The organism is Hymenobacter plasmatis (assembly GCF_020711255.1).
Lineage (GTDB): Bacteria > Bacteroidota > Bacteroidia > Cytophagales > Hymenobacteraceae > Hymenobacter.
This window is the reverse complement of the sequence record NZ_JAJFAW010000004.1, coordinates 199,289-213,377: the sequence shown is the minus strand read 5'-3', so window position 1 is coordinate 213,377 and position 14,089 is coordinate 199,289. Positions and strand designations below refer to the sequence as shown.

Here is a 14,089-nt window from a genome sequence, read left to right as displayed (position 1 = left end):
AATTAAATAGACAAAAGTCATGCATGCTATCGCAAAGGCTGGGTTCTATGCCGCTACCGTGGCGGCTATTGCCTGCATTGGGTTTACTGCTGCTCAGCTGCTTCAGAACTTCGGAATCCTGGTGCCGCCCTGGGATGGCATCCTTATCTACGGGTTTTCGCTGGGCATTGCGCCGGCTTTTCTGCTGGCCATGCTGGCGCTGCACTACTCGGTGCCGGTAGAGCGGCGGTTCTGGAGCCACGCCTCGGTGCTCTTCGCGCTGCTATACACCGGGTTTGCCATTCTGGTATACACCGTGCAGCTGGCTGCCGTCATGCCGTATGGCGTCACCAACCCGGTGCTGGTGGTGGCCCCACATTCGTTTTTCTGGACCCTTGATGCCCTGGCTTATATCAACATGGGCCTGGCCGCGCTGTTCGCCGTTCCGGCCCTGGCGAAGCAGGGGTTTCAACGCCGGATCCGCGACTTTTTACTGGCGCATGCCCTCGTCACGCCGCTTGTGTGCGTTGTGTATTTCTATCCCCATTTCTCCATTGCTTTGTTGTATCTGGCGTCTCCTTGGTGCGTGACTGCGGTGGGGTCAATGGTTATGATGGCCGGTTTGTTCTCGCGGGCAATGAAGTCCAGTGCGGTGCTCGCTGCTCGGGAGTCCGATAGCCGGGAGCAGTTTCCCACCGCGCCGGCCTATGGGTAAATGCCGTTTGCGCTTCGGCGCCCTTCCCGTTTATAAGATTAAAGTCTATCCACCTAGCTGCTAAAAAGAGCGGTCAAGCTGCTTCGACAAGCTTAGCTTGCCGGCTTGGATAAATAACTGGTAAGCCCTGGCTCAAGTTTCGAATTCCTTATGCTCCTGCTCATTACCTGGCAGAAACCATGGCGTACCTGTGCCTGAAGTGGAGCTATTAGCCTAATTCGTTTCTGCTGGTGTGGCTCAAGCAGTTGGAGGGCCGCGTTGCTCCTGCATCTGGCTGACCCAAGCGCCTTAAATGCAAACTAGCTGGGCTTTCACCGCTTCCCGTGCAGGTGCGGGGCGGGCAGGCCAAACACGTCGCGCAGGGCGCGGCGGGCAGCATAATAGCCGCACATGCCGTGCACGCCCCCGCCAGGCGGGGTGGCCGAGGAGCAGAGGTAGAGCCCCCGCTGGGAGGTGCGGTAGGGCGAAGCCCGCAGGGCCGGCCGCGTAAACAACTGGCTGAGGTCCAGCAAGCCGCCATTGATGTCGCCCCCTACGTAGTTCGGGTTGTACGCTTCCAGTTGGGCGGTGTCGAAGGAGTGGCGGCCGAGGATGCGCTCGCGGAAGCCGGGCGCAAACCGCTCCACCTGGCTCTCGATGGCCGCGGTCATGTCCACGCGCGAGCCGTTCGGCACGTGGCAGTAAGCCCAGGCGGTGTGCCGGCCAGCTGGGGCACGGGTGGCGTCGAAGAGGCTTTGCTGCGCCAGTAGCACAAAGGGCCGGTTTGGGTGCTGCCCTCGTGAGGCGGCGCGCTCACCGGCGGCGATTTCTTCCAAAGTATTGCCCAAGTGCACCGTGCCCGCCTGGGTGCATTCCGGGGCGGTGAAGGGGATGGGTTCGGCCAAAGCCCAATCGACCTTAAACACGCCCATGCCGTAGCGGTAGCGCCGGAGCTGCCACTGATAGATGCTGGACAGGCTGTGCCCCGCAATCTGCATGAGTTGAGCTGGAGTTACGTCCAGCAGCACGGCCCGCGCCGAAGGCAACTGTGCCAGCGAGCGCACGAACGTGCCCGTTTCGATGTGCCCGCCCAGGGCCCGGAAGTGGGCCACCAGCGCATCGGCAATGGCCTGCGAGCCGCCCTGGGGCAGGGGCCAGCCGCCCCGGTGTGCCGCAATCAGCAAGACCAGCGCGATGGCCGAGGTCGTGAGGTTGGACAGGGGTTGAATAGCGTGGGCCGCCATGCCGGCCAGCAGGCCCCGGGCTTTTTCGCCGGTGAAGCGCCGGGCCAGCAGGGTAGCCGGCTGCAGGGCCGACAGCCCAAACCGGGCCATATCCAGCGGATGCTTGGGGAAATGCAGCGGGGCCAGCACGTCGTTGGCGATGTTGGGCCAGCGCGCCACCAGCGGGGCAAGTAGCCGTTGGTAGGCCGCCGCGTCGGGGCCGAGGCTGCGGGCGGTATCGGCCAGGGAAGTGACCACGACCGCGGCAGTGCCATCGTCGAAGGGGTGCGCGGCGGCCACGGGCGGAGTGATGTACTGGAGCCCGTATTGGGCCAGTGGCAAGGTCTGGAAATACGGCGAGGCAGCGGCCAGCGGGTGAATGGTCGAGCAGATGTCGTGGCGAAAACCCGGCAGAGTCAGCTCGGCCGTGCGCAGGCCGCCGCCCAGCTCCCGCTTGCCCTCCAGCAGCAGCACCGAAAGCCCCTCCTGCTGCAGCGCAATGGCCGCCGCCAGCCCGTTGGGGCCGGAACCGACGACAACGGCATCGTACGCGGAGGTGCTCATACGTGGGGAGGAAATTGAGCTAAACGGCTCAAGTTAGGGAATCCAGCCGGTCTGTTTCAGAAAGGCAAGCAGGCGCGGATTATCGGTGGAGATGGCGGGCAGCCACACGTCGAGCCGGTCGCGGGTCCACCACAGGCCCTGCTCGTTGCCGGGCTTGGCAAAGGCGTAGCGGTAGCGAATGGCCCGGATGTAGCGCGGCGGCCGGTCGGGGAAGGGGTTATTGGCAAACAGACTCAGGGCCCCGGGGTCGTTGTGCAGCAGCTTCCATACCAGGTTCACCGTCCAGGGGTATTCGTTGGGGGAGGCCATGGCGGCAAACCACATCTGCCAGTCGAGCCGCAGCTGGTAGGGCGCAATTTGCGGCGGGCGGCGGTTCAGGGCCACCGGCAGGCCTTTGTAGAGGTAGGGTTTCCAGTGGGCGTTGTCGCTGGGGTTTTCGTCCAGGGTGCCTTCAAATACCACGTTCAGCCGCTCCTTGCCCACCGTGCCGAAGGCGCCGTAGGTATTCACGAGGTCGAGCGGGTCGAAGGAGGTGTTCATGATTTGCCCCGGCGACACCATGTTCAGGACCGGCCGGATGCTGAGCACGGCAATAACCGTGGTGACGACCCACGCTGCCGTGCGCATGGGCCGCGACTCCTCGGCGCCGGCAGCGGCAGCTTCGGCCCGACGCACCAGCTGGCGGGGTAGCAGCCGGGCCCAGAAGCCATCGTCGAAACACGCCAGCGCCGGCACGATGGTCAGCCAGTTCAAGAACGAAAGGTTGCCGCTGAGAATGAGGTTGAGCTGAAACAACACCATCACAGTGCCCGCCAGGTGCCGCGCCAGCCGGGGCCCAAACACGAAAAAGGGCGCCACCAGCTCGGCCAGCCAGTTGAACCACACGCCCATTCGGAGCGCCACACGCGGCAGAAAATGGAACCACCGGCTCAGCGGGTTGGGAATGGGCTGGGTTTCGAAGTGATAATACAGCGCGGTGCTGTTCCGCCACACTTCGTCGCCGCGCACCTTAATCAGGCCGGCCCCCAGCATGACGCGGCAGGCCAGCCACCGAAACAGCACGATAACGGGCATGGGCGGGGCGTACCGGGGAAAAGGCCGCCAGTCGAAAAAGGGGCACAGAAAGATGGCCAGAAACCCGGTTTCGGTGAGCTGAATCTCCCAGCCGTAGCCGTACCATTCCTGGCCCACGTGCACGATGGACATATAAAGCACCCAAAGCACCGCCAGCAGCAGCCCATTGGCCCAGCCGGCCGCCACCACGCAGGAAAGCCCCAGACCCAGCCAGGCCACCGTCAACAAAGCAGTGTCGGAATGCCAGAGCCAGAACAGCGACGGCAGGTGCGCAAAGCCCGCTCCATCAGACCCCAATACCTGGCTCACCCGCCGCAAAAACGTGCCCACCGGCAGCAGCCCGTGGGAGCCAATCAAGGGCACTAGCTGGTTGATGGCCACCAGAAATGCGACCGCATAGATGGCGCCCAGCAAGCGCAGAATTACAAACCGGGTGAGCCAGTAAGTAGGAGGGCCGGCTGGCGCACGCGAAAGGCTGTGGGCTTGGCTGTCCATTGTGTTGTTCGCTGAAGGAAAACAATACGTCGGGTGCTTTTCGGGTGGGCGCCGGGGTAGGTAGCCAGTTGCTGGCAAGCTGCTTATCGCAGGGTTTAGCTAAAATCCATCACCAGCTCCTGCTGCTACATACTGAGAAAGTGCGGGTTGGTTCAGGTTGAGTTTAGTTGGGCAAACCGCTTTTAAGAGAGCGACTTCACTATTCTTGAGCTGATGTTTTCATCACTGCCTTGCACTTAGGAACAATTGAGCTGCAACTGAAAAATCCCGAGCTGCTAAAGCAGAAGCCCCAATGAGGCGACCCATATCAGCGCGCCGTTTGGGCGTCTGGCTGGGTCGCCCCACTGGGGCTGGTGCCGCTATTGAGCGGGAAAAAGATGGTGCAGCAGGCTGCTTACAGCGTCGCGTTGCGCGGGTCGGGCTTGGTGGTCAGCTGGTAGTCCTGCGGGGTTTCGGCGCCGGCCAGGTTGCGCACGAAGTAATCCCAGCGGCGACGGGTCATGTAGTCAGAATAGGCGCCGTAGCCGTGCGTGGCGTTGGGGAATACTACCAGGTCGAAGGTTTTATTCGCCTTGATGAGAGCTTCCACCACCAGCAGCGTGTTATAGGGCGGCACGTTGTTGTCCATCAGGCCGTGGGCCAGCATAAGCTTGCCCTTCAGGTTTTTGGCGTAGGTGGCGTTGGCCTGGGAGTCGTAGTTGGAGGTGCCGTCGGGCTGGGTCGTGAGCAGGCCGATGTAGCGTTCGCCCCAGTCGTCCTCGTAGTTGCGGCTGTCGTGGTTGCCCGATTCGGAGATGCCCACTTTGAAGAAATCCGGGTAGCGGAACATGGCCGAGGCGGCGGCTAACCCGCCGCCGGAGTGGCCCCAGATGCCGGCCCGGCTCAGGTCGATGTAGGGGTAGCGCTGGGCCAGCTGGCGCATGCCGGCGGTTTGGTCAGCGAGGGTGTTTTCGGCCATGTTGCCGTAGCAGCCATCGTGGAAGCTTTTGGAGCGCAAGGGGTTGCAGCTGCCCTCAAGCACCACTACCACAAAGCCCAGCTCCGCCAGCGCCTGGTGGTCGCCGCGGGCCGGGGCAAACGACCAGCTGCCCACACTGCCGCCCTGCGGCCCCGGGTAGATGTAGTTGATAACCGGGTACTTCTTATTGGGGTCCAGCGTGGTGGGCGTAAACATCAGGCCGTAGAGGTCGGTCTGCGCGTCCTGGCCCTTCACCGTGATGGGAGTGGGGGCCTTCCAGCCCGTGGCCGTGAGTCGCGAAATGTCGGTCTTCTCCAGCGGCGTCACAAGCTTGCCGTCCAGGCTGCGCACGAGGCTCACCGTGGGTACGTTGGGCTGGGAATAGCTGTCGAGGAAGTAGCGGCCGGAGGGCGACAGGCTAATGCGGTGATTGCCGGCTTCGGGCGTGAGAAGGGTGAGGTGTTTGCCGTCCATCCCCACACGGTAGAGGTGGGTGAAGTAGGGGTTGCCCGGCTCCCGGCCATCGGCCAGAAAGTATAGCTGGCGGGCTTTCTCGTCCACCTTCAGCAGTTGTGTTACCACCCAGTTGCCTTTGGTAATCTGCTGCTTGGGTTTGCCCGTGGTGGCGTCGTACAGGTAGAGGTGGCCCCAGTTGTCGCGCTCCGAGTACCAGATAACTTCCTTGGACTTGGGCAGGTAGCGCCAATTGATGTCGCCCTGGCCCGATTCGTACTGGGTGGGCACAGTTTCGGAAAATACTTCCCGGATGCTGCCCGTGGCGGCGTAGGCCACCCGGAGTTTTTCCACTTTGTGGTCGCGCGAGGTCGACACGAATGCCAGCTGCGTGCCGTCGGGGCTCCAGTCCACGTCGTCGAAGCCGTTGGCGCCGGCCGAGATGTCATCGGCCAGCGAGCCGCGGCGCGGGTCAGGCGCCATCTGGAACTTCACCACTTTCGGCTGGTCCACTTCTACGATGACGCGCTCGATGGTGATGATGTCCTTGTCGCCGGGCAGCGGGTATTTCCAGGATTTCAGGGTCGGCTTGCCCACGTTGGTGGTCACCAGGTACATGTCGCTCACCGTGCGCTGGTCCTGCTTGTAGGTAGCGATTTTGCGCGAATCGGGCGACCAGAGCAGCACCGGCTTGTCGCTGGTGGTCCAGCCGGCGTTGTCGGTGGCGTAGCCGTAGTCCTTGGCCCCGTCGGTGGTCAACTGGGTTAGCTTGTTGGTTTTGGTGTCGCGTACCCACAGGTTGTTGTCCTGGATGTAGGCGGCCCGCTGGCCATCCGGCGACACCACTTCGTTCCGGGAATTGGCCCCTGCGCCAGGGCTGGGCGCCGGCGTTGGGTCGGCGCTCACCTGGCCGCTGGCCGTGTCGTATTGCCACTTCTTGCCGCCGGAGGAAAACAAAACCAGCTTGTCATCGGGCGAAAACGCGAAGCTGCGGAACGGCAGGCGGGTAGCCTCGTAGCTTTTGCCGCTGGCTGTAGAAAGCCCCGCCGCCAGCTTGGCGTGGTCGAAGGCAGCCTTTTTCGACTTGTGGGCCGGGTCCACGAGCACAAATTCGCTGCCCTGCGGGGTCATCACCCGGTACCAGAACCGGTCGCCCGCAAGCCAGTTGGGCTGGCCCATGCTGTGGTCTACCAGCGCCTGGGTGTTGTAGCCCATGAATCGTTCGGCCCGCGCATAGTCCTGGGCCGTGAGGGCGGGTGGCTGTTGCGCCTGCGCCGCGAGCGGTAATGAAACCGCCAGCGCCGTCAGGGCAAGTAAATAGTTGGGCATAAGCTCAGAAAAAGGACGATTTGATAGCCGAAAGGTATTGCGAAATCCTTGGTTGAGCTGGCTTAACATCTGAAGGCAGTCACAACAGTAAAAATGCCCCGGAATTTGCCGCTACGGGAGCAACCGGCGCTCTCGTTTCTCGCATGTAAGCACAAGCCTTAAAGGTCTGTATTGCAACCACGACGGGGTAGAGACGCAACACTTTGCCTCTCCGGGTCCGCGCCGCATGAATGTCGTTCAACGACGAGACACAAAGTGTTGCGTCTCTACCCCGTTCTGGTATTTAGATGATTAACGCGAACGACTACTATATAGAGAAGCCAAATGTGCCTTCATAAGATAACCACAGACACAGCGCCTCGCCACCAACTTACCCCTCTGCCCGCAGCACTTCCAGCGGCGAGCGGCGCAACACGTCGCGGCTGTTGAACAGCCCAATGCAGGCCGTGAGGGCCGTCACCAGCCCGGCCAGGCCCAGCAGCGGCAGCAGCGCCGGCCCAAAGCCCACTTCGAACACATACACGGCCAACGCCCAGGCGGCCAGCACGGCCAAGCCAATGCCTGCCAGCGACGCCAGCAAGCCCAACAGGCCGTATTCGACCAGCGTGATGCGCAGGATTTGCCGGCGGCTGGCGCCCAGCGTGCGCAGCAAGACACTTTCCCGCACGCGCTGGTAGCGGCTGATAACCACCGAACTGCTCAGCACCAGCAACCCCGTGAGGATGCTGAAGCCGGCCATGAACCGGACAACAAAGGAGATTTTGTCGAGAATGTCTTCCACGGTTTGCAAAATCAGGCCGAGGTCGATGGCCGATACGTTGGGGAAGTCGCGCACCAGGCCCTGCTGCACGGCGGCCAGCGCGGCCGTGTTGGGCGTGCGCGTGAGCAGCACCTGAAACTGCGGTGCCTCTTCCAGCACCCCGGCCGGAAACAAGACCAAAAAGCTCGGCTGCACCCGGCTGCGGTCTATCTCGCGGCTGCCGCCCACAATGGCGCGCAGGGGAGAGCCTTGCACGTTGAAATCCAGCGTGTCGCCGAGCTTGAGCTTGGCCCGTTTAAGGTAAGCGGTTTCGATGGAAATGAGCGGGATGCCATCGGTGCCGAGGGTGGGAGCCTGCCCGGAAGTCAGCTTTTCCGACGAATTCAGGGAGTCGCGGTACGTTACCCGGTACTCGCGGGAGAGCACCCACGGCGGAATTCCGGCGGTGTCTTTTTTCAGCGCTGAAGACGAGCGGCCATTGATGGCCAGCAGCCGCATCGTGACAATGGGCACCCGCTGCAGCACGGGTAGGCGCTGCGCCCGCAGCAAGTTTTCCACGCCGGCCCGCTGCTCCCGCTGAATGTCAAACAGCACCAGATTGGGCTGAGAGCCCCGGCCGGCTATCTGCACGCGCCCGAGCAGCAGAGCCTGGGTCAGGAAAAGGGTGGCCAGCAAGAAGGTGCCCAGCCCAATGGAGGTTATCAGAGTAAGCGTCTGGTTTTGGGGGCGGTGTAAGTTGGCCAGGCCCTGCCGCCACACGTAGCCCCAGCCCACCGGGAAGAAGCGGCGCACCAGCGCCATGAGCAGGCGGCCTATGCCTGCGAGAGCCACGAAGGCCACCAGCAGCCCGGCCCCAAAGCCCAGCGTGAGCTTCCAGTCGCGGGTTTGCTGATAGGCAAAGGCCAGAATAAACAGCCCAATTATCAGTAGCACCACGCCCCGCAATGGGTCGGGCGCCGTGGTATCGTCCTCAAAGGCCACGCGCAGCACCCGCAGCGGCGACACCCGCCGGATGCTGAGCAGCGGCAGCAGCGCAAAGAGCACGGCCATGAGCAGCCCCGTGGCCAGGCCCGTGAGCACCGCCGGCCACGACACACTCACGGTGATGGCCACGGGCAGAAAGTCGCCCAGTACCCGCGGCAGCATTGTTTGCACTGCGGCGCCCAAGGCCGCGCCCAGCACTGCCCCCACCAGCCCCAGGCCCGAGGTCTGGAGCAGATAAATCAGCAGCGCTTGCCGGCCGCTGGCACCCAGGCACCGCAGGATGGCCACCGCCGCCAGCTTTTCGCGCACGTACAGGTTCACAGCGCTGGCCACGCCCACGCAGCCCAGCAGCAGCGCCACAAAGGCTACGAGGCTCAGGTAGCGGGTGAGGTCGGCGAAGGCCCGGCCCACCTGCTGCTGCCGGCTGGCCACGGTGTCCACGTCGATGTCGGCTTTGTCGAGACGCGCCTGCAGGGGCTTGATGGCGGCTGCCACGTCGGTGCCCGGCGCGAAGCGGAAAGAGCGGTGGTACTGCACGCGGCTGCCGCGCTGCAGCAGGCCGGTTTGGCGAACCAGGCTGGCCGGTATAAACACGGTAGGTGCCACGGCGGTGGCAATGCCCGTTTGGCCCGGCGTTTTCAGCACCCGCCCGATAATGGGCAGCGTGACACGCCCCACCTGCACCGAATCGCCGACTTTGGCCCCAAACTGCGAAAGCAATACGTCGTCGACCAGGGCGCCGGGCGCGGCGCCCGGCGCGGCGAAGCGTTGGGCTGCCGCCCGGGGCTCAGTGAGCCACTCGCCGTAGAAAAAGCCGCCGTCGCGGGCCCGCACCTGCACAAGCCGCACGCCCTTGCCCGGCCGAAATTCCGCCATGGAAGCAAACGATACCTCGCGCGTGCGGGCCTCGCCCAGCCGGCTCAACACCGGTTTCAGGGACCGGGCAAAGGGCTTATTGGCCGACAAAACCAGGTCGGCGCCCAGCAGCTCACGGGCCTGCTCGCGGACGCTTCGCGCCAGGTTGTCGCCAAATGAATTGATGCCCACCAGTGCCGCAATGCCCAGCACGATGCTGGCCATGAACAGCAGCAGCCGGGCCCGGCTGCGGCGGCTGTCGCGCCAGGCCATGCGCAAGAGCCAGAGCAGGTTACTCATGAGAAAGGGTAGAAGGGGCGTTCGTGGTTTGGCCTTCTACCACCTTGCCGCCGCGCAGGCGCAGGGTGCGCTGCGTGAGGGCGGCCAGCTCCAGGTCGTGGGTTACCAGCACGAGCGTGGTGCCGGCTTCGCGGTTCAGCTCAAAGAGCAGGTTCACCACCCGCTCGCTGGTGTCGGGGTCGAGGTTGCCGGTGGGCTCATCGGCGAAGAGCACCGACGGGCGGTTGGCAAAGGCCCGGGCCAGCGACACGCGCTGCTGCTCGCCGCCCGAAAGTTGAGCTGGGTAGTGGTGGGCGCGGTCGGCCAGCCCCACGCGGTCGAGCAGGGCCAGGGCCGTGTGCGAGGCCCCGCGCTGCCCGCGCAGCTCCAGTGGCACCAGCACGTTCTCGAGCGCCGTGAGAGTGGGCAGAAGCTGGAAGTTCTGGAAAATGAAGCCCACGTGTTGGTTGCGCACAGCCGCCCGCTGGTCTTCGCCCAGGGTATCGAGCCGGATGCCGCTGAGCCAGACGCTACCGGAAGTGGCCCGGTCGAGGCCAGCGCACAAGCCCAGCAGGGTGGTTTTGCCCGAGCCTGACGGTCCCACGATGGCAAAGGTGTCGCCGGCCGCCAGGTCGAAGCTCACGGCGTGCAGCACGGTGAGCGCATGGCCGGCGCTGGCATAGGTTTTGGTGAGGTTTTCGACTCGAAGTATGCTCATGCAGAAAAAATGATGTCAGTGGTGGGGCCGCGGTGGGGGCGCAGGGAGTCAAAAGATAGTGCTCCGAAAACGCGGGCCCAAGTGCCCCCGGCTTCCCGGCGTAGCAACCGGCCGGGCTGCCATTCGTTATGCTTACGGAAGACGTCAAACCCTTTGCCATGTTTTCTGTCCTTTCGGCTTAGTGCCCAAAATGCTGCCCATGACCGTAGTTCGCTCCTCGCTTGTCGCTGTTTTTGCCCTGCTGCTCAGCGCCTGCAATTCTGACCCGGCCACCGAAACGGTGCGTACCGCGCCGGCGGCTCCCGCCGTCCGGTCGGCCAATCCCAAGCCTGCCGCTTCTACTGGCAAAAAGCGCTTGCTGTTTTTCGGCAACAGCCTCACCGCGGGCTACGGCGTGGAGCCTGAACAGGCCTTCCCCGCCTTGGTGGGCCAGAAAATCGACTCGCTTGGGCTGAACTATGCAGTGATAAACGCGGGGCTGAGCGGCGAAACCACCGCCGGGGGCCGCAGCCGCGTGAGCTGGGTGCTGCGGCAGCCCGTGGACGTGTTTGTGCTGGAGCTGGGCGGTAACGACGGCCTGCGCGGCATCCCCCTCACCGACACCCGCCGCAACCTGCAGGCCATCATCGACACGGTGCGCCGCCGCAGCCCCGGGGCACAAATTGTGCTGGCTGGCATGCAGATTCCGCCCAACCTGGGCCAAACCTATTCGAATGATTTCAAGGCCCTCTACCAGGAAATTGCCGAAAAGAATCAGCTAGTATTGATACCATTTCTGCTCGAAGGCGTAGGCGGCAACCGCCGCCTCAACCAAGCCGATGGCATTCACCCCACACCGGCCGGCCACCGCATTGTGGCGCGCACGGTGTGGCACACGCTGCAGCCGCTGCTGGAAGTACCGGCCACGGAGTAAGGCAGCGTGGGTTCAAATTAGTCGCTCAAATCAACCGTACGCCGTCGATGTCGAACTCGTCGCGCAGCAGCTCCAGGTTGCGGTAGGCGAGGGGCCGGCCGGCGTCGGTGCTCAGCTCGGGCAGCGGGAAGCGGGCCGCGTCGAGGGTTAGCTGGGTGAACTTGCGCTCGCCGAGATAGATGGCCACAGGGCGGCCCAGGCGGCCATCGCGGGTGGCCAGTACCTGGTCTATTTCGGTTAAAATGTTGCTCATGGGAATTAGATGTCCTGGAAGGGGCGGAAATATAGGAGGTTTTTAAGAATCTGGAAAGCTGCTACTCAAAAGAATGGCGCCGATACGGAGGCGCTGCGGCTGCCAACTACCTTTGCCACATGACTACTGTTGCTTCTGCGTCTGCTGTTTCGACCGCCGCGCTGGCCGCCCGGCCCATTGGTATGTTCGATTCCGGAATTGGGGGCCTCACGGTGGCCCGGGCCGTGGCCCGCCGCCTGCCCCACGAGCGAATTGTATACTTCGGGGACACGGCCCACCTGCCCTACGGCGACAAAAGCGCCGCCGCCATTCAGGCTTATTCAGTCAAAATCTGCGACTTACTGCTGCGTCAGCATTGCAAGGTGATTATGATTGCCTGCAACTCCGCCTCGGCTGCGGCCTACGAGCTGGTGCGCGAGTACGTGGGCTCCAAAGCGCGGGTGCTGAACGTCATTGACCCCATTGTGGCGCACCTGGGCCAGGCCTACAGCGGCCGCCGCGTGGGCCTCATCGGCACCAAGCAAACGGTGAACTCCAACGTGTACAAAAAGAAAGTCGACGACCTCGACGCCGGCGTCGAGTTGCAGTCCCTGGCCACGCCGCTGCTCGTGCCCATGATTGAAGAAGGCTTCTTTAAAAATTCCATCAGCGACGACATCATCGGCACCTACCTCAGCCACGCGGCCCTGGCCGATATCGACGCGCTGGTGCTGGCCTGCACGCACTATCCCCTCATAAAAGAGCAGATTGCCCGCTACTACAACGGCCGGGTCGATGTGCTCGATGCCTCGGACGTGGTGGCCGCCGATGCCGAAGCCTACCTCGCGGCCCGGGGCCTGCTGGCGCCCGCGGCGGCTACTCCCCCCGCGCACCACTTCTACGTGTCGGATTTCACCCGCTCATTTGAGGAAAGTACGCGCATCTTTTTCGAGCAGGAAGTGCATTTGGAGCACTACCCGCTCTGGGAGTAGCTCCTTTTGGCCGTTTTTATCGGTCTCGGCTGTGTTCGGTACTAAAGCTATGGCCTCCAGTTCCTAACTTGCTGGTAGTTTCTCAGTATTTCACATACCCCTTCACCCTCTTTATCGGTTTCATGAAAAAACTTCTCCTCACACTACTTTCCGTAATGCCGCTTGCCGGGTGGGCCCAGACGCTCACCCAGGCCGATTTTACAGGGGTACTGGTGCCTCAGTACCTCAGCAACGGTAACAACAGCGCTACTACAGGCGCTACCGCTTTCCCGGGCCCGCGCTTGGCCGTGGTGTTTCGTGCTACACTCACCAACCTTACGCCCAGCACCCTCTACCGCTACTATGTGCAGGCAGCTACCCAGACCGACATTGGAGGCACGGCCTCCGGCGCGGGCGTACTGCTGATGGTGAACCCCGGCGCCACCACGGCCGCGACTACTTACCTCACCACCAGCACCGGCAGCCTAACCACAACTGGGCAATTTGCGACCTTTACAACCAATGCCGCCGGTAGCTACACGGGCTGGTTTGCATACGTAAACTCCAATAACGCTACCCGCTTTCAAGTGCCTGGTATGGTGTTGTTTCCGACCATTACGCTGGCTACCGATGCCACACCCGCAACCATCGTTGCGCGCCGTGCCCTCGACCAGAGCATGACCCTGCTGGGGTTCATCAATGCGGCCGGCGCCAACAATGGCACCCTGCTCACAGGGTCTTCGTCGGCCACGCCGAAAAATCTGGTGTTCACCTACGATAACGCGGCTGGCACGGGCCGTCCCCTAAGCGGTGCCCTGGTAGAAAACGCAGGCGTTGTAACGGGCACGACCCAGGCAGGCGCTGCCGCCTATACCTACAGCACCACCGACGGCTCCTATACCACGGTGTTGCCCAATACCCTCCCCAATGGCCTGCGCCGCGTAGAGCAGCGTTCCATCGTGGATAACTCCATCGTGGGATGCGCTTCCGATGCGGATGGCGTTTGGCCCAGCGGTGCAAATACCGTGAACCCAACCGGCGGCCCCGGCGCGGCTATCGTACTGACGTCTACCGACACACCCCTGAACACGAACGCCTGCAGCACAGTATCGGCCACCAACCCCGGCAATGCCCTGCCCGGCCTGACCATCTCCCCAAACCCTGCCACCGACCGCATCACGGTGGCGCTGCCTCAGACAGGCGCCGCTACGGTTGCTTTGCGTGACCTGACCGGGCGTTCGGTTTTGGCCCCAGCCGCTCTCGGCACCGACCACCAGCTGCGCCTGCCCGCTGGCTTGGCCGCTGGCACCTACCTGCTCGAAGTACGCCAGGGCGCCGTTACAGCTGTGCGCCGCGTGCAGAAAAACTAGTTGAGCTACAGCCCAACTTTTGGTTGCGCTGCATTCTAGGATAGTAAAAAGGCCCCTGCTACAGAAGGGGCCTTTTTTGTTCGAAGGATTTTAAGAAGATGTTTGAGTTAACAATTGGGCTGCCAGAACGGTGTAGAGACGCAATACTTTGCGTCTCGTCGTTGAACGGTAATCGGTGGACGATTTCCGAACGGCACCCACGACGAGACGCGAAGTGTCGCGTCTCTACATCGTTCTG

10 protein-coding genes are annotated in these 14,089 nt (G+C 62.9%); 4 read left to right on the top strand and 6 right to left on the bottom strand.

Annotation, left to right across the window (positions count from 1 at the left end):
• Positions 1-19: 19 nt before the first annotated feature.
• A complete protein-coding gene (locus LJ738_RS04440; protein ID WP_227785108.1) occupies positions 20-694 on the top strand; it encodes a hypothetical protein in 675 nt (224 codons plus the stop codon).
• 311 nt (positions 695-1,005) lie between these two features.
• Here the strand turns inward: LJ738_RS04440 and LJ738_RS04435 are convergent, their stop codons facing one another.
• The 5 genes from LJ738_RS04435 to LJ738_RS04415 form a co-directional block, all read right to left on the bottom strand.
• Complete coding sequence (locus LJ738_RS04435) at positions 1,006-2,460, bottom strand: phytoene desaturase family protein (RefSeq protein WP_227785107.1); 1,455 nt, start codon at positions 2,458-2,460, stop codon at positions 1,006-1,008.
• A gap of 33 nt (positions 2,461-2,493) precedes the next feature.
• Positions 2,494-4,029, bottom strand: a complete 1,536-nt coding sequence (locus tag LJ738_RS04430) for a lipase maturation factor family protein (protein ID WP_227785106.1) — start codon at positions 4,027-4,029, stop codon at positions 2,494-2,496.
• A gap of 394 nt (positions 4,030-4,423) precedes the next feature.
• Entirely contained in the window at positions 4,424-6,769 is a 2,346-nt protein-coding gene (locus tag LJ738_RS04425; protein ID WP_227785105.1) for a S9 family peptidase, read from the bottom strand.
• Positions 6,770-7,139: 370 nt separating this feature from the next.
• On the bottom strand, positions 7,140-9,668 hold the full coding sequence (locus tag LJ738_RS04420) for an ABC transporter permease (RefSeq protein ID WP_227785104.1): 2,529 nt from the start codon (positions 9,666-9,668) through the stop codon (positions 7,140-7,142).
• Entirely contained in the window at positions 9,661-10,365 is a 705-nt protein-coding gene (locus LJ738_RS04415; RefSeq protein WP_227785103.1) for an ABC transporter ATP-binding protein, read from the bottom strand. Before LJ738_RS04415 ends, LJ738_RS04420 begins: the two co-directional genes overlap by 8 nt.
• A 199-nt stretch (positions 10,366-10,564) precedes the next feature.
• Between LJ738_RS04415 and LJ738_RS04410 the strand changes: the two genes are divergently transcribed.
• Entirely contained in the window at positions 10,565-11,278 is a 714-nt protein-coding gene (locus LJ738_RS04410; RefSeq protein ID WP_227785102.1) for an arylesterase, read from the top strand.
• 25 nt (positions 11,279-11,303) lie between these two features.
• Here LJ738_RS04410 and LJ738_RS04405 read toward each other — a convergent pair whose 3' ends face one another.
• The gene (locus LJ738_RS04405) at positions 11,304-11,531 is read right to left on the bottom strand and encodes a hypothetical protein (RefSeq protein ID WP_227785101.1); all 228 of its coding nucleotides are present in this window, start codon (positions 11,529-11,531) and stop codon (positions 11,304-11,306) included.
• Positions 11,532-11,650: 119 nt separating this feature from the next.
• Between LJ738_RS04405 and murI the strand changes: the two genes are divergently transcribed.
• Together murI and LJ738_RS04395 are read left to right on the top strand one after the other, a co-directional pair.
• Positions 11,651-12,502: a glutamate racemase gene (gene murI, locus LJ738_RS04400; RefSeq protein ID WP_227785100.1), complete on the top strand. Its 852-nt coding sequence runs from the start codon at positions 11,651-11,653 to the stop codon at positions 12,500-12,502.
• Between the two features lie 122 nt (positions 12,503-12,624).
• The gene (locus LJ738_RS04395) at positions 12,625-13,851 is read left to right on the top strand and encodes a T9SS type A sorting domain-containing protein (protein WP_227785099.1); all 1,227 of its coding nucleotides are present in this window, start codon (positions 12,625-12,627) and stop codon (positions 13,849-13,851) included.
• Positions 13,852-14,089: the final 238 nt, after the last annotated feature.